Annotated in this window: 18 protein-coding genes; 6 read left to right on the top strand and 12 right to left on the bottom strand. The window is 36.4% G+C overall.

Features of this window, described 5'->3' with window-relative positions:
- Positions 1-325: 325 nt before the first annotated feature.
- From ACQKII_RS07595 to ACQKII_RS07565, 7 genes are all read right to left on the bottom strand, one after another.
- Positions 326-904 carry a hypothetical protein gene (locus ACQKII_RS07595; protein WP_427457947.1) on the bottom strand — a complete coding sequence of 193 codons (579 nt, stop codon included), beginning with the start codon at positions 902-904 and terminating at the stop codon, positions 326-328.
- An 87-nt stretch (positions 905-991) separates the two neighbouring features.
- Entirely contained in the window at positions 992-1,456 is a 465-nt protein-coding gene (locus ACQKII_RS07590; protein WP_427457944.1) for a hypothetical protein, read from the bottom strand.
- 570 nt (positions 1,457-2,026) lie between these two features.
- Complete coding sequence (locus ACQKII_RS07585) at positions 2,027-2,335, bottom strand: hypothetical protein (protein ID WP_427457943.1); 309 nt, start codon at positions 2,333-2,335, stop codon at positions 2,027-2,029.
- 15 nt (positions 2,336-2,350) lie between these two features.
- Complete coding sequence (locus ACQKII_RS07580) at positions 2,351-2,911, bottom strand: tyrosine-type recombinase/integrase (protein ID WP_427457940.1); 561 nt, start codon at positions 2,909-2,911, stop codon at positions 2,351-2,353.
- Between the two features lie 371 nt (positions 2,912-3,282).
- Positions 3,283-5,559: a phage/plasmid primase, P4 family gene (locus ACQKII_RS07575; RefSeq protein WP_427457938.1), complete on the bottom strand. Its 2,277-nt coding sequence runs from the start codon at positions 5,557-5,559 to the stop codon at positions 3,283-3,285.
- Between the two features lie 69 nt (positions 5,560-5,628).
- Positions 5,629-5,898, bottom strand: coding sequence for a hypothetical protein (locus ACQKII_RS07570; protein ID WP_427457936.1), 270 nt, complete (start codon positions 5,896-5,898; stop codon positions 5,629-5,631).
- 31 nt (positions 5,899-5,929) lie between these two features.
- A complete protein-coding gene (locus tag ACQKII_RS07565) occupies positions 5,930-6,103 on the bottom strand; it encodes a helix-turn-helix domain-containing protein (RefSeq protein WP_427457934.1) in 174 nt (57 codons plus the stop codon).
- Positions 6,104-6,242: 139 nt separating this feature from the next.
- On the opposite strand from ACQKII_RS07565, the gene ACQKII_RS07560 reads away from it, so the two are divergent.
- The 3 genes from ACQKII_RS07560 (at position 6,243) to ACQKII_RS07550 (ending at position 9,364) form a co-directional block, all read left to right on the top strand.
- Positions 6,243-6,929: a helix-turn-helix domain-containing protein gene (locus ACQKII_RS07560; protein WP_427457932.1), complete on the top strand. Its 687-nt coding sequence runs from the start codon at positions 6,243-6,245 to the stop codon at positions 6,927-6,929.
- 51 nt (positions 6,930-6,980) lie between these two features.
- Entirely contained in the window at positions 6,981-8,171 is a 1,191-nt protein-coding gene (locus ACQKII_RS07555; protein ID WP_427457929.1) for a tyrosine-type recombinase/integrase, read from the top strand.
- Between the two features lie 248 nt (positions 8,172-8,419).
- Positions 8,420-9,364, top strand: coding sequence for a threonine ammonia-lyase (locus ACQKII_RS07550; protein WP_427457927.1), 945 nt, complete (start codon positions 8,420-8,422; stop codon positions 9,362-9,364).
- A 414-nt stretch (positions 9,365-9,778) separates the two neighbouring features.
- On the opposite strand, the gene speB is transcribed toward ACQKII_RS07550, so the two are convergent.
- Positions 9,779-10,651: an agmatinase gene (gene speB, locus ACQKII_RS07545; RefSeq protein ID WP_427457924.1), complete on the bottom strand. Its 873-nt coding sequence runs from the start codon at positions 10,649-10,651 to the stop codon at positions 9,779-9,781.
- A 312-nt stretch (positions 10,652-10,963) separates the two neighbouring features.
- Between speB and ACQKII_RS07540 the strand changes: the two genes are divergently transcribed.
- On the top strand, positions 10,964-13,024 hold the full coding sequence (locus ACQKII_RS07540) for a transglycosylase domain-containing protein (protein ID WP_427457922.1): 2,061 nt from the start codon (positions 10,964-10,966) through the stop codon (positions 13,022-13,024).
- Positions 13,025-13,637: 613 nt separating this feature from the next.
- Here ACQKII_RS07540 and ACQKII_RS07535 read toward each other — a convergent pair.
- The gene (locus tag ACQKII_RS07535; RefSeq protein WP_427457919.1) at positions 13,638-14,153 is read right to left on the bottom strand and encodes a YwhD family protein; all 516 of its coding nucleotides are present in this window, start codon (positions 14,151-14,153) and stop codon (positions 13,638-13,640) included.
- A 202-nt stretch (positions 14,154-14,355) separates the two neighbouring features.
- Between ACQKII_RS07535 and ACQKII_RS07530 the strand changes: the two genes are divergently transcribed.
- Both ACQKII_RS07530 and ACQKII_RS07525 read left to right on the top strand, forming a co-directional pair.
- A complete protein-coding gene (locus tag ACQKII_RS07530) occupies positions 14,356-14,541 on the top strand; it encodes a 2-hydroxymuconate tautomerase (protein ID WP_010857917.1) in 186 nt (61 codons plus the stop codon).
- A gap of 195 nt (positions 14,542-14,736) precedes the next feature.
- Complete coding sequence (locus ACQKII_RS07525) at positions 14,737-15,405, top strand: class A sortase (protein ID WP_427457916.1); 669 nt, start codon at positions 14,737-14,739, stop codon at positions 15,403-15,405.
- A 47-nt stretch (positions 15,406-15,452) separates the two neighbouring features.
- Here ACQKII_RS07525 and ACQKII_RS07520 read toward each other — a convergent pair whose 3' ends face one another.
- The 3 genes from ACQKII_RS07520 to ACQKII_RS07510 all read right to left on the bottom strand — a co-directional run bounded on the left by ACQKII_RS07520 (position 15,453) and on the right by ACQKII_RS07510 (position 22,959).
- Positions 15,453-20,642 carry a collagen binding domain-containing protein gene (locus ACQKII_RS07520; protein WP_427457914.1) on the bottom strand — a complete coding sequence of 1,730 codons (5,190 nt, stop codon included), beginning with the start codon at positions 20,640-20,642 and terminating at the stop codon, positions 15,453-15,455.
- 520 nt (positions 20,643-21,162) lie between these two features.
- On the bottom strand, positions 21,163-22,467 hold the full coding sequence (locus ACQKII_RS07515; RefSeq protein ID WP_427457911.1) for an HD domain-containing protein: 1,305 nt from the start codon (positions 22,465-22,467) through the stop codon (positions 21,163-21,165).
- Positions 22,468-22,731: 264 nt separating this feature from the next.
- Positions 22,732-22,959, bottom strand: a complete 228-nt coding sequence (locus ACQKII_RS07510; protein ID WP_107923705.1) for a DUF1450 domain-containing protein — start codon at positions 22,957-22,959, stop codon at positions 22,732-22,734.
- Positions 22,960-23,158 lie beyond the last annotated feature (199 nt).

Below are 23,158 nucleotides of genomic sequence, written 5' to 3'. Positions count from 1 at the left end.
TCTTCGATATAACCCTTCAGTTCCGAAAGGAACTGTCTAGCCTTTACCTGAGTAATGTGACCATTCTCAATTTAAACTAGAAACATTTCGCACAACTAAACTGCCCCATTAGCCATCCATGAAGCGCAATAAACAGCACTTCACCACAGAAAATGAAAGATAATTAAGCTCTTTCATGGAAGTTGAAGAAGAATCCAGTACACAACTCTTAAATTATAGCGCTTAAAAGCAAAAAAAGACCGTCTAATGACAGTCCGTTCTTAGATTGAAACCCTTTATTATTGGTTCTGTTTCTATAAGTTTCTCAAAATTAAGTAACATTGATTCACAGACCTAATTTTTCAATAAACTCTTCTGCAATTAACTCTAATTGCTCTGGACGTGTCCATTTCATTTTTTTCTTATTTGAAGCAGCTATCTCTATAACACAATTATCTCTAACATTTATACACATCAAACCAAATCTATATCTTGTAATACCATTATCTTTAATGCGTGTTGGCTCCGCAGCAACACTCATATTCCTAATTAACTTCTTTCTAATTTCAATTTCACTTAATCCCTTATTATTTCGAAAAGACTTCCTATAGCATTTATAAACACCATCTGCTATTTTTATATCCTTCAAATCTAGAATTCTTATTCTAATTAAACTATTTAACATATTTTTATGCGCCTTTTTAATCAATGTTTTACGAATAAATTCTTTTTCTGGAAAACGCTCTGCCTCTTCATCTGTAAGCATATAATACTCAAACATAGCTAATGAATAACCTTTTTTATTATCACTTTCTACAAGTACTAAATCTCCCTTTTTTAATCCAACTACCCCTGTTTTAAACACATATAATTGCTGTTCAAAATGATTCCCTGCAAAAGCAAATGAAACTAATGCATATCCCACTTCTATCCCCCCATTTATTACCTAAATTATATACAGAAATCGTATAAATAAAAAAGAGCTACTTTTTTAAATGCAGCTCTTTCTTTTCTAATTATCACTCTTTATTATTTCTCTATATGAAATTAATTCTCTACTTACAATATCCAAAGTATTTGCAATAGCTTCTGAATAAATAACGTTTTTTCTATATAAATTATATATATCATCATTTTCTGTATCTTCAAAAAGTACACTTAATTCTTTTGTCGATTCTTCTAATTCCCATTGTATCAATTCTAAATGGTTTACCTTATGCTCTACAAAATCTATTAAACAATTCATCATAGCATCCCCAGTATTATTTCTATTAACTGTTTTTTTTATTTCTCTTTCCTCGAATAGGTCGCTTATTTTGTTCTCAAGAAGCTGAGAAATTCTAAACATTTCACATGCGTTAAAAGGCATTAGACCTTCTTCTTTCTTTACATATTCATCTTTATCCATTATTAAAGCCTCTGCTATTTGTTCAACGTCATACCCTTTAATTTCCCTCTCTGCCGATAACAAATTCAAATGACACACTCCCCTTATCATCATTTTCACTTTATATTTAAATTAACGGTATTACCGCTTATTTCATCCTTCTTTGTCTCCTTTTTGCAGTATCACTTAATCAACTTTTTACAGTGCCCTAAAAATCTATTTGAGTTGTTTTCACATTTGTAATTGAGTTTGTTTTCACCCTCAGTAAAATGCTGCAATAAAAGTAACATAGAACAACTATTACCTATATACATGACCACTACATTTGACTTGCTTTTACCTTACTACTTGGTTTCTCACCCTTGTATAAGTATAAATATGTTGCATAAATCAACCGGCTAAACGTCCACAGTTTTTATGATTACTATAAGAAAAACTATCTAAATTAACAAAATTCCAAAATTCAATAGTAACGTTCGCATATTATTCCAACACCTTTATTCATTGCTGCTAGTGACTCCGTGACTACTTGGTATTCAACATAACATAATTCATATTGTGTTATGTTCACGCCATCCCCTTAAAACCTTATATACCAAGAGTTTTCTCTACTTCTCTATTATTAACTTTACATGTACGAATTATGTGAAGTTCGCATGTTTAATAATTTATTTTTACACTCGCTTCAAGTAACCTATCTATTTCATTTTGATGCTCTTTTTTATCATAAATCTCTACAAATTCGATACCATCTAATTTAAATCTAACCCCTTTACTGTGCTGGCACTGCCAATCGTCCATACCTTCAATAATTCTTAACGCCAATTGTCCTTCTAATGGAAAATGGATCATGGCATAATTAGCATACTCTCCTTGTTTAATCCACTCCAAGAAATATTCCACCGTATCTCCCAAACTACTAAAATCCCTCATCGCAAGTTCGAACCTTTTGGGGCTAATCCGTTTCACGGTCATCTCTCCTCGTTAATAATATTTTAATGTGGCTATCTTGCTGTTTACTGTGTCCTGTTCTATGCCAATATAACGTAAAGTGTAACTAGAATCCTCATGGTTCAACGTCTTCTGTACCAGCACTATATCTTTTGTTTGCTGATATAAATGAAAACCCAACGTTTTTCTCATGGAGTGACATGCTAAAGAATCGATATCGAATTCATTTGCTACCTCTCTTAAAATCATATATGCTCGTTCCCTAGTAATTGACTTATTATTTCCTACACGGCTCTTAATAACATATTCATGATTCGGTCTGTCCTTTAAATACTTTTTTAATGCCTTTTTTAAAATAGGATTCAATTCAATACTTCTACCGTTATTTTTCTTTCTACGTGTCTTTTTTTCATTGATAACTAAGTATTTTTTATCTTTTAAATCTTTAACTTTAAGACTTAGAATATCTGAAATTCTAAGTCCCGTATAAATACCAAGTAAAAATAAGATGTAATCTCTCTCATTTTTTTCTTTTAAAAACAGTTCTATCTCCTCAATAACATCTGGATCACGAATCGGTTGTACGAAATTCATAATATCACCTACACTTCAAGTCAAAATTCACTTATTTTTGTCAAGTGTTTTAAAAATTTTTGGCTAATCTTTATTACCGTTTGTTACTATTTCATTACTGTTTTATTACTGTCAAAAAACTCATAAACATCGAATTGTAGCTATCTTTTATATCTCATTACTATATTACCGTTATAAAGTAAAATAGAGTATTCCGTATAAGTACAATGTACCCATAACATTATACTTACACACATGTATATATATTTTGAGAATGAACGGTAACACGGTAATAATAAACAGATGAAAACAATGTCCATCCTTTGTGGCTCTGAGCATAAACTCGTTACTTATTCTGTTTCTTTTTAGTTACTGCATTACTGTTTTTGTTACTATTTTTTAATTTTGAAACCTTTTACAGACTTCCATTTACTTTTTATCTTTATACTTTTTGTTTTCCATTCCATGTTGTACCGATTACATACAGCTTCTTTGAACTTTTTTAAATCTAAAGGTTGAGTACGGTTAGTTTTACACCATTCTTCATATTCCTGTAACACTCTTTGCCCTGGCATTTCCTCAAAATAGTCAATATCATATTCAAAAAAGTAATCACTCAACGGGTCGTTTTGTTCTGCGAATGACTCACCAGCCTCAATAGACTTTTCATTGTGAGTTAACTTATCAGCTTTTGGATTCACTAACATTTGTTTTAATGCTTCTACTGCTAGTTTTAAGACATATTCTCTTGCTGTTTCGCTGGCTATTCGTTGCATACTCTCACTGTCTGACATGAGATTTGGGTCATTGGAGAAATCATATTCAAATGGAATAATATGCAGCCTTCTATTAATTTGTTTCCCGTTCTCCTTAAAGTTCGGGTAATAGTTACTGGCCGTAATACACACGGTAGACATTTTCACAGTTTCACTATCTTTCCCTTTACGCTCTATTTCTACCCTACCACCTGTAATAATCGTTTTTAAAGTACCGCTGTCCTCTATGAGTTGGTCGGGCTGGTCGTCCACCATGTTAGCCAGTTTTCCGTAAATTGAAGCCCCTGCAAACGTATTAGAAGCCAATTTTTGAGGTGAAACAGCGGAAATATTGCCGCCGTTCTTATCAAATGTTTCGTAAATCATGGTCAATACCGATGATTTTCCGTTATGTGCTGTACGTCCATACAAATAAAACATTTTTGGAACGAGTATTTCAGGATATAACACACATGCGAACATTTCGTGAATGTTCTGTATACTCGGCGCATATCCTTTTGTCACCTTTTCAAGTGTTTGCTGTACAAAGTCATCATGTGCATTTTTATTATAATTCGCAGATATTTTTTGTATTAGAAATACATTCGGATTAAATGATTCTAACTGGAAAGTTTTTAGATTTAATAAACCGTTTTTAAGAGCGATATAATTAACATTCACATTACAAACTACTGGTGACATGTCCTGAATGTATTCTTGAACCTCTTTCACCTGGCTGTTCCTTAAATCGTCCTTACTCCTAATGATTGCACTCACTTGCCTACCTGAACTATCTTGTTCATATACTCCCTTTTGCTTATTGTAAAAATATAAATCACTATGGGGTGTAGGAAAGCGAACAATACAGAACTCATTCAATACTTCTTCTGCCATTACTTTATGTAGTAGCGTCTTTGTACCGTTCGCATTCGTTACCCACCAAGTAGATATTTCGCCTTTTTCTGTTGTGCTGTTACTTTTTAAATTACTCGCTAGATTACTAGTATTTTGATAGTCAGATATAGAAGTCTTTGTGTCCTCTATCGCTTTGTAGATAGTCATTTCATTGTATTTCAGTTCTCCACGTGCTTCATCCCATTTATCACGCATTAACCCTGATTCTCTAAACATACTATCCATATGATAAGCATTTTTATCTGTCCAAAACGCAAGATGATTACATAGCGCTAGATCCGCCGAACTCCAATCATTATTAACTAAATGACCGTCAAATAAGGCTTTGATAATACTTCCATTACGTGAATTGAACATTTTATTCCATAATTCTTTGTTTGAAATTGTGGATTTTATTGGTATTTGGTGGCTGGGGTGACGCTTGGGTACACTAATTTTTTTATCTCTTTCATAAAAATATTTTTCAATGATTCCTATTAATTCATCCTTACGCTCTTCCACACCCAAAGAATTGATACGATTTCCTGTAAATGTGAAATATCGTCCGTGAGGGTATATTTCTAATCCTAAGGCTGGAATTTTACGCCCCTGATTAATTGAAGCCCTAACAATAATGTGGATACCCATTCCACTAGGTGAGATTTCTGTATAGCTATTCAGTGTGCTTAAAACGTCACATGCTACCTCGTTGAATGCACCATTTTTTAAGCAATGGTCTATGTCAATTCCTATATAATCATCATCTTTACTAAACATAAAACCGATACCGTCATAATTATTTGTCCTAGCAGCATTCACCACATCATCGAAAGTGTGCCATGTATTCGCATTGTTCGACTGTGCATGATAGCCGTTAGGTTGATATGGAACTTTTGTTTGTTTATTACCTCTTTGCTCTAGCCTCCACACCACCCACTGTTTACACAGCCGTAGTTCATAAGGTATTTCTGCATAATTATCTTTTTTGATGTCAAAATATTGCCGTTGTATTTTCCGCATTTCATCGCCGTACCTCCTTTAGCTGGAATAGCTACCTTATTGCATATACACACGCCGCCAAGCGTTTATTTACCATTCTGATGTAATTTCATTTATTACCACGAATGCCTGTTGTGCCAAATACCATCGTTTCCGGTTCTTTTTTCGCTCAATTGCCTTCATACGAGGATCGTTTAGTATTTCGTCCTCTAGCCACCGCTTCGACATGTCTGTTAGCTGTGCAAGTTTATCCACTGACACTAGCCATAGTTGAGATTGAATAGCATCGTCAAGCTGTTTTTCAATATGCTGCTGTATTGCTTTTTTATCTAGGCTTAGTTCAATTTGAGTTGGTATCATTTTTTCACCTTCTTTCGTTGGATTTTGAATATTAAAGTTCTGTAGGTGTAGAAAGCCATTTTTCAATAGTTGCACGATGGAAAATAATACGCCCCCGAATTTTTTTATGTGGAATCTCCTTTTCCCGTGTCATTGTATAAACAGTTGTTGTTGAAACACTTAGTAACTCTGCGACTTCTTTCACTGTCAAAGAAACCTTTATCATCGAATACCCCCTTTATATCAAATTTCAATTTTCTTGATAAACCAAGAATATATCTTTTTATTTTATTTATCAAGAATTATTTTATTTTATTTGATTTACCAAGATTTCTTTTGCTATGCTGTAAGAAAGGAGTGTTTTTATGAATTCGATTGAGTTAGGAAAACATTTAAGAATGTTAAGAAAAGAAAAAGGTTTGACATTAGTTGAACTTTCTAGTATTTCAGGTGTTTCTAATCCATATATATCCCAAATTGAGAATGGGAAATTCAAACCCACACCCGATATTTTAAAAAAGTTGTCTAATGGCTTAGATATTCCGTATTTTGAATTAATGGAGGCCGCAGGATATTGGGAAAACGAAGAAGATTATTCTTTATTAAAAAATGAATTAACCATCCTCAAGGAGAGACAGGATTTTCTTTTTAAAACTTGGAAAGAATTCGAAGAAGAGAATTTAGATATGTCTATAGAAAATTCAACAGAAAGAATGAAGTCGTTTTTTGAAGCAGTAGCTAAAGATGAAAAAATAAAATTAGTAAAAAATGAACAACGGAAAATCGAAGATCAAATCCAAACGATAGAATGGCAGCTAGAGCAAGTACAATTCAATAAATATAAAATACAAAACAAAGTGGAAGAAGAAAAAGACATAGCAAAAAGTCTTACCAACTTAAAAAGAAAATTAACAATTTATGATGATTTAAACTTTGATGGTGAGCCAATCAGTAAGGAATCCACAGATACACTTTTAGAATTAATAGAATTCACCTTTAAACAAATTCAAATAATTAATAAGTACACGCAATCAAAACTCAAAGAAGATTAACATTTATACACTCACCTATTCCTGTACACACGCCGCCAAGCCATGAAAGGAATGGTAAAGGTGAAGTTATATAAATCGACAAAAGAACCTGAGATATATCACTACTTCAATGCAGGCGATGAAAAGCTATGGATGTTTCGGCATAAGTATTATGATTCGTTCGGAAAGCGGAAAGAGAAGAAGAAAAGTGGCTTTAAAACAGAAAAATCAGCATTGAAAGCCCTTCTGGAAGTAAAGGCTTCAACGCTGCGCGGACAAACAAAACATATAGAAAATGAGAATCTAACTGTTAGTGATTGGTTGCATATGTGGTATGCAGAGAATAAAAAAGACTGGAGCATAAAAACATTAGTGCAACGCGAATCGGCTATACGTTTGCAAATGAAGCCATTACTAGGTCGCTACAAGCTCCAAAAGTTAGACAAAGCCACATATCAACGTGAGTTCATTAACGTGCTAGAAAAGCGCTATGCGCCCTCTATGTTGAAATTATTACACAGTCTTTTTAAAATTGCTATCAACGCCGCAGTTGAAGCCGAGGTGTTAGATCGTAATCGTTTCACTAGAGTTAAATTAGTAGACGATGCAAAAATAGAGAATTTCCTTACACCTGTTCAATTAGTCACTTTTTTAGAAGATGCAAAGAATAACGAAAATATAACGAGTTATACTTTTTTGTTGACTGTTGCTTATACTGGCTTGCGTTGTGGTGAAGCGTGCGGGCTCCAATGGAAAGATATTGATTTTGAAAACAATACAATCACTATTGCTCGCTCTCGTGGCCAATATGGTGTTGGTAAAACAAAAACTAAAAATAGCGATCGAACGATTTTTGTTGATCCACTCGTAATAGATCAATTAGAAACATATCGAAAATGGTGTAAGAAGAAATTGCTATCGTGTGGGAAAAAGCTGAAGGATGTAAATGATGATTCATTTATTTTCATTTCGGAACATTTAGGAGAACCGATTTCAACAAACAATACAAATTTAGCGATTAAGAGAATTATACAGAGGACTAACCTCCCTAAAACAACACTGCACGGTTTACGGCATACGCATTGCACGGTGCTTCTAAATAACAAGCTACCCGTGAAGGTAATTGCTGAAAGATTAGGTAACACACCACAGATGGTTCATACAGTCTACGGTCATGTATTGAAAGAAATGGAGCAAGAATCGGTGACAGTATTTAGTCAAAGCTTAAATGCAGTTGGGGCTAGAATTGGGGCTAACTCTTAATATGAGAGCCCTTGAACCCTTGGTACGAAAGAGTTTATTGATGTAGTTATAACCTTTTTATTATAGGATGAAAGCCACCTTTTTTTCAAGATAGAAGTAAGTGATGTTTTATGGTTTGGCTAATCGTTAATGAAAAGGGCCTTCTAACATCTACTCACTAAATTATATTGACAGATATTTCCGTAAACAATACAGTTAGTATATTATTTCAGAACTTTCAAACAACTAATAGAAATGAGGATTGCTATATGTTAACACTTGAGAAAATTCAAGCTGCCAAAAATAAACTTGCACCTTATATTCATGAAACACCAGTTGTCCGTTTATATGGACTCGACGATATTTTAGGTTGTAATGTATATATAAAAGCAGAAAATATGCAAAAAACGAACTCATTCAAAGTACGTGGCGCTCTCAATAAAATGCTCTCGATGCCAATTGAGCAATTACAAAAAGGCGTTGTTGCCTCTTCCTCTGGTAATCATGGCAAAGGTGTTGCTTACGCAGCAAAGCTATTAAACATACAAGCAACAATCGTTTTACCAGATACAGCGCCAATCATTAAAGTTGAGGGTATACGTGCACTTGGTGCAAATGTTGTACAATGTAAGTTTGCCGATAGACAAGCAGAGACTGATAGACTAAGCTTAGCACACAATTACGCCATCATTCACCCTTATGATGATTATCATATTATGGCCGGTCAAGGAACGGTGGGTTTAGAAATCTTAGAGCAATTACCTCATGTCGATACGATTGTTGTTCCAATTGGTGGTGGCGGACTTATTAGTGGCGTAGCGACTGCTATTAAAACTTTAGCGCCTCATGTCAAAGTAATTGGTGTAGAACCTGCTGTCATATCACGTTATGCAAAAAGCCTCAAAGCCGGTGAAAGATTACTTTTAGAAGAACAAAAATCATTGGCAGATGCTCTCTTACCTTTACAACCTGGTAAGCTCAATTTCCCCATTGTTCAAAAGCTTGTCGATAATGTTGTTAGTGTGGATGAAGATTCTTTACATAGTGGCATGAAGACTTTGCTACTAGATGGAAAACAACTTGCCGAACCTTCCTCTTCGATAGTTATCGGGGCAGCCCTTCAGGGTATTTTACCAATTGCCAAAAATGATAATGTTTGCTTCCTTATTTCGGGTAGCAATGTCGGATTAAATCAATTGCAGACTTTCCTATAGGCCATTATTCGCCAGGAATGATTAGTAACGGTCATTTGTATATTTCTGGTTAAGCTTCAGCTAATCCAGATATTAGCAAACCTACTATAGGTGATATTCAAGCAGACACATTGATGGCACTTCCTAAAATAGAGGTTATGCTTCAAGCAGCGAGCTTACAGAAGAAGCTGTTGTTATGTGCAGAGTCTATATTACCTCTTCAGATTTATAAGATAAGGTGAGGTGAACGAAGCCTATGCTAATTTTTTTGCTGAGCATAAGCACACACCTGTAATTATCCCGATAAAAGAATTAAGTCACAGCAGCTTAATTAGAGCTGTGACAGAACTATAAGTACATTATAAAAGGGTATTCCATTTACTAAATATGGAATACCCTTTTATAGTATTTGTTTAAGACTGTTGCTTTATTGCTTTATTTCACCCAACCCAGTATCATTTCTCTAAGCAGTTTACTCGCTGTGTTCGCTGTCATTTCAGATGAATCATAGATTGGGGCAACTTCAACTAGGTCAAAGCCTACTACATTCACACCACTCGCTGCAATGGCATGTATCGACGCTAGTAATTCTTTTGAAGTAATACCTCCACAATCCACCGTACCCGTACCTGGTGCATGTGCTGGGTCTAGTACATCTATATCAATTGTAACGTATACATTGCGACCCGCTAGTGTTGGTAATACTTCTTTTAACGGCTCTAGCACTTCAAATTTTGAAATATGCATACCGTTTTCTTTTGCCCAATCAAATTCTTCCTTCATGCCTGAACGGATACCAAAAGAATATACATTTTTCGGTCCGATATGTTCTGCAATTTTACGTATTGGCGTTGAGTGAGAAAGCGGTTCACCCTCATATTCAACGCGTAAATCTGTATGCGCATCAAAGTGAATAATTGCTAAATCTTCGTACTTTGCAGAAACGACCTTCATCACAGGCCATGACACTAAATGCTCGCCACCCATGCCGACCGGAATTTTGCCATCTTCTAATAGTTTAACTATAAATTTTTCGATTTCATCTAATGAACGTTGTGCATTTCCAAATGGTAGTGGAATATCCCCTGCATCAAAATACTTTACCTCATCTAAATCTCTATCCAGATATGGGCTGTATTCTTCAAGTCCAATGGATACTTCACGAATACGTTGTGGGCCGAAGCGTGAACCTGGTCGATAACTAACTGTCCAATCCATTGGCATACCATAAATTACTGCCTGTGCATCCTCATATGTCGGATGACTTTTTATAAAAACATTTCCTGAATAAGCCTCATCAAATCTCATTTCTAGCCCTCCATTAATATCTGAACTAATCCTTTGAAATCCAGTACTATCGTAATTTCACTATAGGGGCTTACAGGTTTGTAATGAAACCTCCATACCCGCATCCTCGTATACATAATTGGAACGACTAGCAAAATTCGAGTAAAATCTACAAAGTATTATTCTTTTGTCGAATGCTATCATTTCAAACAGTACAAAAAAAGTATAGATGTTTTTGAATAAAGTGCAATAGTTTTTGCTTAGAATTTCGATTAAATAAGAATGTTCAGACACATACTATACGCAAGTTGTGAGAAAACGAGGTGAAGTCAGATGAAAAGAAAAAGCTATCAACGTAAGCAAAAGCGTGTGAAACGTACACGTAAAGCATTTACACTTTTTGTCACCTTTGCATCTGCAATTGTAGTAGCATTCATAGCGTTACGCGTCTATATTCAAGTGGCTGGTGCACCGCCATTAACTGTACCAAAAGCTTCTATCTTTTTAGACGAAAACGAAAACCAGATTGGGGATCACTTTACAAATGAGCGTCGTTATTGGGTCGATCTTGATGATATGTCACCCTATTTAGTAGAAGCAGCCGTAGCCGTTGAAGATAAAGATTTTTATAAGCATAGCGGCTTTGACTTTTCCCGTATTGCCGGCGCCATTTTAGTTGATATTAAAGCAGGAAGTAAAGTACAGGGTGCTAGTACAATCACCCAACAATACGCTCGAAACCTGTATTTATCCCATGAAAAGTCATGGACACGGAAAGCAAACGAGGCACTATATGCTTATAGATTAGAAGTTTTTTATGACAAGGATGAAATACTAGAGGGTTATTTAAACACCGTGTACTATGGACATGGCATGTATGGCGTAGAAGCAGCTAGTCGATATTACTATGGGAAATCTGCAAGTGATTTAACGCTAGCCGAAGCCTCAATGTTAGCAGGTGTACCGAAAGGTCCAAGTATTTACTCACCAATCGCCAACATTGAAAAGGCGACCAACCGTCAACATATAATTTTAAAACTTATGGCCGATCAGGGCGCCATTACTCAAGCCGAAAAGACACGTGCAGAAGATGAGCAACTCGTCTTAAAAAATGATATGTGGGTAGCTTCTAAGTCCGTTGCTCCCTATTTCCTGGACGTAGCTTGGCAAGAAGCTAGTGAAATTTTGAAAACAAAAAATCTAGACATCAGTGAAGGTGGCTGGACCATTCAAACAACACTCAACCAAGGACACCAAAAGGCAGCAGAAGAAGCAGTTGCTAGTAATATGCCTGCAAATGACCTACAGGCTGCATTCGTCAGCATGGAATCAAAAACAGGTGCTGTCACAGCGCTTGTCGGTGGCCGAGATTATGCAACCAGTTCCTTTAACCGAGTTACACAAGCAAAAAGGCAGCCTGGTTCAACCATTAAACCGATTTTATATGCGGCCGCTTTGGAAAATGGCTATACACCACTGACTTTTTTAGATGTTGGACAAACAACTTTCACCTACGATAATGGCCGTGCCACCTACGCACCTAAAAACGTGAACGGTGAATTTGCAGAGCATGATATGACCATGGCACAAGCCATAGCGATTTCCGATAATATCTATGCGGTGAAGACACTAGAGGATATCGGATTCAAGACCTTCCATGATATAGCGAATCGCTTTAGTGTAAATATTGGTGCTAAAGACAACTTGTCGCTTGCTCTTGGAACCGTCGAAACAACGCTATATGAAATGTCAAATGCCTATAATATACTAGCGTCTCAAGGACAAAAAACGTTACCGACAGCTATTATTTCCATTAAAAATGCGAATGGTGATATCATCTACGAAAATAAAGAAGTCGATAAAAAAGCAGAAACAGTGATTTCCAAAGAAGACGCCTATGTGCTAACAGAAATGATGACGGGTATTTTCGATCCAGTCTTTAGTGATTATTCTCCTGCTACAGGGATTGCTATTCGCTCTCGTATGACTCATACGTATGCAGCAAAATCCGGCTCTACTAATAGTGACCAATGGCTAATCGGGTTTACGCCGAATTTAACAGCTGGCGTTTGGAACGGCTATGATCAGGGGAAAAACCTATCTGCAAAAGAAGACATGGCTGCTACAAAGCAAATCTGGATTGACTTTATGGAAAATGTCAATAAAGGAACAAAAAATGTAGATTTTTCAAAACCAAAGGATGTAAAAGGAGTCGTAATCGATATTGAAACAGGTAAACTGGCAACAGATGCCTGTCCAAAGCAACGTCTCATTTATCTAAATACCCAAGATATTCCGACAGAAAAATGCACGAACTTCGATATTCTTGATAGCAATACATGGGGAGAATTTTGGAATATGCTACCCTTCTCTATTTTTAAAGGCGAAGGATAAAGTGAAACTTCAAACCGTGGGGGTCTCTTTCTCCCCCACGGTTTGTTAGTTGAACCAATCGGGCTTTTACGGTCAGTTGAGGTAGTTGTCCTACTGACCGTTTACGCGGGATAAAAATAAGCAAGCATGTGGAACTTTTATGCATAAGATGCGTTATAATCAGTGAAAGCTCTCGACAAAAGATATAGATATAAAATAAAAAGATAATCGTCGGAACGATCTGCAGTCTCCGACGATTATTAGTTGAAACAATCGAGTGCTTATAAGCGCTCGATTGTTTTACTTAAACATCCTACATATTTCTCCGCTTTGAAGTTGGAGTCTTATCAGCCATTGATGCTAGATAAAAAAAGCTTTCTCTTCCCCGGAGACGTGTCCGTGGGAACAGAAAGCTTTTCTTGTTTTATGGTCAGCGGAAAGGATGAGAATCATGGGGCATTCGGCTTGGGTTGTTCAAATGCCACATAGCGCTCATCACAATTCGCGAGACCAAGTGTCCTAGCTTACTAAAATGTAAGCTCTGCATCAAGTGTACTTTTTTTCATAACCACTTTCAACCTTATATCGAAAGCGATTGCAAAATGTCACAGATTGTTCAATCATTGCAGGTTGTTTATACAAATAAGTCTTGACGTAATTGCTCCTCACTACGTGTCCAAAGCTCAGGATTGAGCTCTTTAAGGAAAGAAGCAAGTATTTTTTTAGAAGGAACATCCATATGCTCTACAATTATATGACGTTTCATTGATTTATCCATTTTATTTACGTGATCAGCTAGAATTTTATAACCACGACGTTTTTCTCGATTTACTACCATTTCACAGGCTGTTACCCCCGCATAGTAAGGCCCATCCGCTTTATGATCGATTGTCACCCATACTAACCAGTATGGCTTACCACCCTCAGAATCAGCACGATCTGTCGTAAATTTAATACCTCGTTCTACATCACTACGTGCATGCATGGCGCCAATTTCGACCGAAGCCCTACCCTCTTCTATATCAATAATGACCGGTGACACGTTTTCGAGTGAAAGCGATCCCACACCAAAGCCTTTATGCCCATCTGTCGGGTCATTTTTTATAATAGTAAAACCCATTTTTTGTTTTGGTTTTTCTTCATTTGCCATACTTTAATTTCCTCCATTCTGCTATTATAAAGTAAAGCATACTCGCGCGCTTTCGTGTCTGTTGCATGCCTTCCGAAAGATTCCGGATCGCTGTGATTATAGCGACTTTAACTTGTCACGCGAATGCCTAAACACTAAGTAAGAAGTTTATATTTCCTTATAAACTAACTATACAACATAATTCCATAAAGGAGGCAATATTATGCCATACGTAACAGTGAAAATGATTGAAGGTCGTACAGACGAACAAAAACGTGCCCTAGTAAAGGAAGTAACAGAAGCCGTTTCTCGCACAGTCAACGCACCTGCTGAAACCGTGACGGTTTTCATCGAAGAAATGTCTAAAAACCATATCGGCGTTGCAGGGGTTCGCTTTAGCGATAAATAATAAGTATACGGGTAGAGTAACTTAACGCTCTATCCGTTTTTTTAAGTTCTATTAAGACTGTCAGCGCAAAGTTAGGTTCTATCAATGCTAGTTGTACTCTTATCAGCGCCTTCCTTCGTCCTATCTGCTATTCTGTCATTCCTATCAACGGTGTCTGTTTTTCATTCGATAACACACTAGGAGGTGACCAATTGAATGAAGAAACTTAAACTCAGCCTCCTCATTTGTATGCTAATCATCGGCTTTCTACTCATTTTTATTAATCCTATTCAAAATGCTATTATTGCTCATTTGAGCGATCGATTGAATACCTCAGATTACAGTGCCGATGATATTAAAAAGAACAATAACGCGGTTGCCGATTTTGAATTTGAAGCGGTGCAATCACTATCCATCGGTGAGGTGTTAAAAGCTCAAACGAAGTTAGAGAAAATGCCCGTTATTGGTAGTATTGCTGTTCCAAGTGTTGATATGCAGCTACCTATTGTAAAGGGTGTTGGGAATGCTACACTTGCTGTCGGTGCAGGAACAATGAAGCCCACTCAAAAACTAGGGGAAGGTAACTACGCTTTAGCAGGTCACTATTTTGAAGAAAAAGATATATTATTTAGCCCATTATATAACGCTAAAGTGGGCGACACGATTTATGTATCAGATTTAACGAATGTTTATGAATATAAACTAACTACAAAGGAAATCATCTCCGCTACAGACGTTTTTGTTATTGATGATATTCCTGATAAAACCGTTTTGACGCTCATTACATGTGCTGACAATGGTACAAAACGACTTGCAGTTCAAGCCGACTTTATAGAGCAATATCCTTTCGACGAAGCACCGTCAAAACTATCAGAGACATTCTAAAGTTAAAACCCCAAGATCAAAAAATCTTGGGGTTTTCTTATACGAAATTATTTCATATCCGCACTGCGACGGCGCAAGAAGAACACTGCACCTATAACGAGAATTAAGCCAATCAGTGTCAGAACTGTTTGATTTGCTCCATCTGTTTGTGGAAGCTTGCCTTTCGTATTTAATTGCGCTTCCAATTGTTTAGCAGCCGCTTTGATCTTGTCAATATCAAGAGACTGCGCTACTACTGCCTGTTCCTCTTTAGATAAATTATTATATTTATTGAGGAAATCCTTATATTCATCTAGCGTGTCTTTAGTTGCCATAGAAGGATTATATGGTGTTAAGTTTTTCCCTTGGTCAATGACATCTTGTACAGATGGTTTTGACGTTTCTGGTTTTCCAGGAGTTGTTGGTTTACCTGAATCCGGTGTTGGATTCTCTGGGTCAACTGACTCTTCCGGATTTGTTGATGGATTTCCTGGATCAACTGGTTTCTCTGGATCTGGTGTTGGCTTTCCTGGATCAACTGGTTTCTCCGGATCTGGTGTTGGCTTACTTGGATCAACTGGTTTCTCTGGATCTGGTGTTGGCTTACTTGGATCAACTGGTTTCTCTGGATCTGGTGTTGGCTTACTTGGATCAACTGGCTTTTCTGGATCTGGTGTCCAGCCACCACCGCCCCCACCTGTTGATGTAGGTTTTACTAGTGCTGAACATGTATCTTTTACCGTAAACGAGCCAATTAAACGACTTCCCTCATATACATAATACGTACCTTGTTTAATGGCTTTGTTTGGTAATAAAATTGTTCCTGCTACACTAGTTGTTAAAATTTCATTGTTGTCTACATCTTTAATACGGTTACTAGCTGCGTCTTTTATTGTTATCTTGGCATTCGTAAGCGGTGTTCCAAATTCAGTTTGCACAGTTAATGTAAATGATGGACATGTAGGTGCTGCTACTACTTCCGCCTCACAATTTACTGAATACTGAACTGTTATTTGGCCAATGAATAATTCACCTTGATATACATTGTATTCACCTGAAGGAATGTCTGTAGAAGGAATATTAATCTGACCTAATTCATTTGTCGTTTTGTTTGTTACAATAATTGCTCCCGTTTTATCTTTGATTGTAATGTTGCCAACGTTAGAGCGTAAATTGCCATTTTCATCTTTCACCGTTAATGTAAATTGTGGACATGAAGGTGCTGGTTGAACTGTTACTTTACATTCGATATTGTTTTGGAAGTTACCAATTTCTTCGCCATCTACTTCAACTGTGTAAGTACTTGGTTCTAAATCAGTTAATTCAATAACACCAGTCGTAGTTGTTGTGTTAATAATTTCGTTACCGCCAGCATCTTTAACAACGATTGTTGAAGTACCATCAGTAATATTATTACCATCAACATCTTTTACAGTTAATTCAAAATTTTCGCATTTTGGTGCTTGTTTAACGATAAATTCATGGCCACAGTCTTCTGCGTACGTTAAAGTTACTGTACCTAAGAACTGGTTACCTTCGTACACCGTATACTCACCTGGTTCTACGCCATTTATAGAATTATTTTTGTTAGATTCAAAAATAAACTTACCTGCCGTAACATGTGATACCTTTACTTCTGTAGCACCTGATTTTAACGTTAATTCTTTAATATTTGTACGAATATTTCCTTCCGTATCTTCAACCACGATTGTGAAGTTTTCACACTTAGGTGCTGGTTGAACATTCTCATTACATTTGTCATTGTACTCAACTATAATCGTCTTTAACGTCACACCATCGTAAACAACATCGTACTGACCTGCTTTAACTTGATCTGGCGTAAAAGTAACTTTACCGTTTCCAGCAATGCTATGATTTTCTGATAAGCCCGTTGCTTTACTTACTAATGTTACTGTTCCGCCATTAATTACTTTACCGTCAATATCATATACTGTTAATTCGAACTGTGTACATTTCAAACCACTTTCTGGTTCGTTTTCGATTTCAATCACTTGGAATCCTTTGTACTTACCTGATGTTTCAATTTTATCAAGATTAAGTTCAAACTCTTGTGTCAGTGGTTTATAACCGGTTTGTGTTTCTTCCACTACTTTGTATTTCTTAGTAGCATTTGCGCTTGGTGCTAATTTTAAACCGTAGTTTAAATAACCTTCTGTATTTGTTGAACCTGATGTTAATAACGTATTACCCGTATATGGACCGTATAAGTCAAACTTAACGTTATCCATAGGCAAGCCTGTTGCTGCATCTGTTTTTAAAATAACGAATGGTACTGTTCCAACTTTACCACCAGCATCATATTTGAATACAAGGTCATTAACCGTGCTAGAACCGCTATTCCCCTCTTCACTTAGATAGCTAACATTTACTACGTTATCTACTTTACTGCCATTTGGTCCCATAAACACAGTAGAGTACTCAACATAGTACGCTTTATCGCCATCTGGTAATTTTAATTCAAATGTTCCTGCTACAATATCAACTATTAAGTTTTCGTCTGTTAACGTAACTGGCTGACCTTTAGCAGGTGTTGAGTTAGTGCCTGTAAAATTCATTTCCCATACTTTAAATGAATCTTTTAAAATTAACTGTGCTGGGTCGTCATCAATTTTACCAACTGTATCTGTAATCACAATGTTGCTTAATTGTGACTGTGCATAGTTAAATTTAAAGTTCCAATTTACTTGTGGTGAACTCGATGTTGATGTCCCTTTTTTATCTATGATTTTTTCCGTATGTGCAACTGGTACATCTGCATGCCATGTTGCATTTGGTGAATTTTCATTACCTTGGGAGAATAATTTTGCTACATTGCTTATAGTAATAGCTGAACCATGAGGATACACAGCATCCGCATCTTTCGATTGGTATGTCACTTTATAAGGAGTTTTAATCGTGCCTAATTCAAGGACAATTTCGTTTGTTATATTTGTAACATCAACGATTTGCGTATCACTTGGATCTGTGCTTGGTACAAAATTGCCTCCTGCGCTTAACGTACCCTTTACTACTTTAAGTTCTGTTACTTTTTGACTTGGTGGTAATGTGTCTTTAAATACTGCATTATCGATTTGGTTGTAGTTAAAGTTTAGCTCTACATCCCAATGGAATGTTTTTGTTTCATAATTGTAAGAGCCTGTTTTCTTACCATTTGCTTTTTGTTCATTTTTAATTTCTTGAGTAGTTGAAGCTGTTGATGTCTCAAAGTTAGGTATACCCGTGTCGCTTAATGTTACTTGGTTTTTGTATCCACGAGTGTTTGTACCAGTATCTTTAATTTCATAGTCTGTTGTATACTCAATTACAATTTGGTCACTAACAGGTTGTAACAATTCAATTACAAATCCCGTTTCTCTTGTTTGCCCATCAACTGTACCTGTTGTGTTAGTTAATGTATAGTGAGTACCTTCTTTTAGAGTGGCTGCTCCAGCTGTAACTGTTAGTCCATCTTTTAGTGTGAGGTATGACCCTTCATACGTATCTGTTAATTTTGTACCCTCTGCTAATGTATATTTCGCTTGGTTCGCAACAATTTTCCAATCCATTGTTTTAGCTTCGTAATTAACACCTTTAGCTGTTTTATTTAATATAAGGTCTTTCTTATAATAAGTGATTGCTGCTTGATTCGTTAAACCATTATGGTTCGTAAAGTCACCACGAGTGACTGTATTTGTGATGGAACGGTCTGTTGTTGGATAAGTGTTAGCATCTGGCTTTGTTTTATACTTAATTGTATAAGCATCCGTCACACCACCTGGGAATGCCAAATCAAAACCTAGACCATTCGCTTTAGGAGTGACTGTATAACCACTAGCTTCAGGAGTGGATGAACCATTTTTATATACTTTTACAGCCCCAAATAATTCGTGCCCAGCTGTCCATACATCAGATAGAGTTGCTGAACCTGCTGGAATTGTACGTTTGTTATGATTGTACTTAATTGTCCACTCAGTTGTTACTACTCCTGAAGATTCTACTGTTGGAGAAGAAACTGATTTTTCTAAAGGAGTGTCGAAGCCAACCGGTATCTCTTTATTTATTGTTGTTCCATTATAACTAGCTTTGTTATAAAACTTCGCTGGTGGAATAATACCTAAATCATTCACTTTTGTTTTGTAAACAATACGGTAGCCTGTATGGGCTTTATTTAGTAGCTCGATTGTCATTGTTGTTCCGCTAATAGTAGGTAACGGTGTTACTGAATCCCCTTCTGTAATAGCACCATTCGGAGAAATATTTAGCTCTGTTATTGATTCGATTACATCAAATGTATGAGCACCTGTCAGTGTATCTATAAATGTTGTTGTACCGCCATCTGTATTAGCAGCTAAATTCGTATTTACATCTACAGTCCATGTAATGTATTCACTATTTTTAGCCCCATTATCCGCAACACCACTCTTAGTTATGGCTGAACCATTACTTGCTGGTGTGAAATTAAGCGTTATGTCTTGGAAACCAGGTACTTGAATTGTTTCTGACCAGCTATTGTTTGCAGATTGTAGTGTACCTGTAATTTCAAAAAACACATCTTCAACTACTGTACCTGCACCCGCTTCATCTCGAATAGCATCAGTAAATCTAATGCTAACTATTTGTCCCGAAACCTCTACATTACCAATTACTTTACCATTATAAAATAGCTGTTTATTACCAGTTAATCCCGTAAATTGTGCTGGTAATTCGTAAGTCAGTCTAGAGTCCTCACCATAGGTATGCCCTGGCTCTAGTGCTAAATCTACTCTAAATTTTATTGTGTCACCGACTTTACCTTCTGCTGATGTGCCAGTTACAGGTGTGTTATCAATTGTTAGAACAATCTCCTCTTTGAAGTTCGCATCATTTCTATCAACAACAAGGTCTATTGCTAATGGCTCCACATTCAACGGCACTGTTTTTTCCGAGTCATCAGTTGCTGTTTCTTCCTCTTCACTAGCCTCGTCTACATTTTCACCGATATCGCCTTCAGGAGCTTGCTCAGTGCTTTCGTTTTCTGGCTGTGTTGTAGAAAGGTCTTCTTCACCAGAGCCACCCTCTGTCAAATCCGTACTATTGCCATTTTCGACTGGCGGTGTAGAAAGGTCTTCTTCATCAGTGTCAGCCTCTGTCAAATCCGTGCCGTTGTCATTTTCGACTGGTGGTGTAGAAAGGTCCTCTTCCGCAAACACTGAAATCGGTGATAGTACGGTTTGGAATACGAGCAACAATGTGATAATTGCTAAATTTAATTTCTTCATGTTTCTCTCCTTTTTAAGTTCAGAGAGCTACCTGTTGGCGTTTGTTGACGACGTTGCATCCTTTCTGAATCCAGGTAAGGTATGCTACAAACAATAGGTTAGTCCCTCTTCCCTTCAAATAACTTGTCGTCATTGCGAATACATCAAACAGTACTACACGTGGTAGACTTTCGTGGTGACTTTTTGTAGTGTATGTACACAGTTGCATGTACCCCTATTAATTGGTGTGACGCCTACTATAATTGGCCTCACCCCCTTTTAGATTTTACATACAGTATAGAAAACAGTACTGAACAAATTCTAAACAATTCCATTTTTTTCATTAGTAAATTCCTATAGTAATTTGTAATACTTCTAATTGATGGGTATTTATACAATACAAAAAGCACTAAACCAGTACCCATTTTGAGTATGTTTAGTGCTTTTTTATCACTTTTTTATGAAAGATAGTTATAGTGTCCCTACATCCGATATACACGCTTTATGCACAAAATCTTTTTTCTTATTATCTCAAAATATTTCATTGACCTTGTAATAGTGTCAGGATTTGTTTCTTCTCAATCGCGTGTGTACTTCTATCTTCTAAAAAATCTAATGGAAAGTATACTTTATGATCGCGTTTCATGCGCCCAGAAATAGAATCAACAATTATGGATTCTCTTGATAGTTCACGTAACTCTCCGTTTTTCATTTCAAGAAAAATTGGGACACGTACTTCTTCCTCTCCTGGTCGATAAAAATCATAAGGAAGATCAGCGGTTGTATCATGCACAAGATAGTATTCTGGATTTAAGTCGGCTTGCTTAAATAACTCTTGTAGCTTTTGATATTTTTCCAGTTCGACACCCGGATCTAAATCGATGTATTGAAAAAGCTTTCGATTTACAAAACGACGACTTAAGTCACTTAAAATAGCATCTTCCTCTTGCATCCACAATTGAAAATAAGTAAAAAGAATACTTTCATCTAGAGCTAAATAGTCCTCCAACGTTATCGTGTTTCGGAAAAAAGCTAAAAAGTGAGTAGGTTCGTGCTTAAACTTGTAGCCTACCATACTTAATTGCTTTGCTCTTTTTAAAATATTATTTAAAATAACCTCCGCGCTGCGCGATACAGGATGGAAATAAATTTGTAAGTACATTTGATAACGGCTCATAATATAATCCTCTACCGCGTGCATGCCGGTTGCCTTTATCACTACCTGATTTTTGCGGGGACGCATTACACGTAAAATACGCTCCATATCGAAATGTCCGTAGCTCACACCTGTAAAATAAGCATCTCGTTGTAAGTAATCCATACGATCGGCATCAATTTGACTAGAAATCAAACTCACGACTTGCTTATTTGGATAAGTTTTTTCAATTACTTGTGATACTTTCTCTGGGAAATCCAGTGCAACTTTTTTTAGCACGGCATTGACTTCTGTATCACCAAGTAATATTTGTCTTGTAAAGAATTCATGATCTAGTTCAAAGACATTTTCAAAGGCATGTGAAAAAGGACCATGCCCTAAATCATGTAAAAGGGCTGCACAAAGCACAAGCAACCGCTCGCTCTCATCCCAATCTGGGCGACCTGTAAAAATATCATCAACAATGCGGCGCACAATTTCATAAACACCCAGTGAGTGACTAAAACGGCTATGCTCTGCTCCGTGAAATACTAAAAACGTTGTACCGAGCTGACGAATTCTACGTAATCTTTGGAATTCTCTTGTACCAACTAGATCCCAAATCACTTGATCTCGTACGTGTACATATCGATGAACTGGATCTTTGAATACTTTCTCTTCTTGCAATTTTGTGTTTGCATAATGTGTCATTTGTACAGCACCCCCTATTTCGTATTTCTTCTATTATATGCAATACTTGTAGGACTAGCATATACATTACTCTGTAATTATAGCGACTATCAACCTAATTTAACGTATTATTTACTTAACTTAGGTTTCTATCGGCCCAATAAAAAAGCGCATTGGCATAGGAACATCAGACGTGCGATAAAAATACCTTTGGACTTTACTAAGACAATTTACATTTATCAATAAACAAAAAACTACCTTCAACGATGTGAAGATAGCCTTTTATTACTTACTTTTCAATTTCGCTAAAACTTTTTCCATTAGCTCTTCTTCAGTGAGTGCAGCAACAGGGCGACTATTTACAAAGGTAAATGTTTTTTTACGACCAGGGCCACAATAAGAATGACAGCCTATTTCGATGGTTGCATCAGGATCGATTTCCTTTAATTTTGGAATTAACGTTTTTAAGTTAACGGCCTGACATTCATCGCAAACTTTAAATTCGTTTGCCATTTTGTCAACAACCCTTTCTATATAGTATTTTTTCAAAAATAACGTCTCTAATGAGCGTATGACATTCACATATTTAAGTATGTAGCATACGCACAAACCTACATCGGGTATTGTATCGCACTTTTCACCTTGTATTCAAGCATAATTCCTCCCACATAGATGAATAAAAGGTTAAAAGATTGGTCATGCTAGTCATAAA

The sequence above is a fragment of the Lysinibacillus sp. NPDC048646 genome, assembly GCF_050272295.1.
Taxonomy (GTDB): Bacteria; Bacillota; Bacilli; order Bacillales_A; family Planococcaceae; genus Lysinibacillus.
The sequence above is the reverse complement of the archived record's forward strand: the minus strand, read 5'-3'. Positions and strand labels throughout refer to the sequence as shown.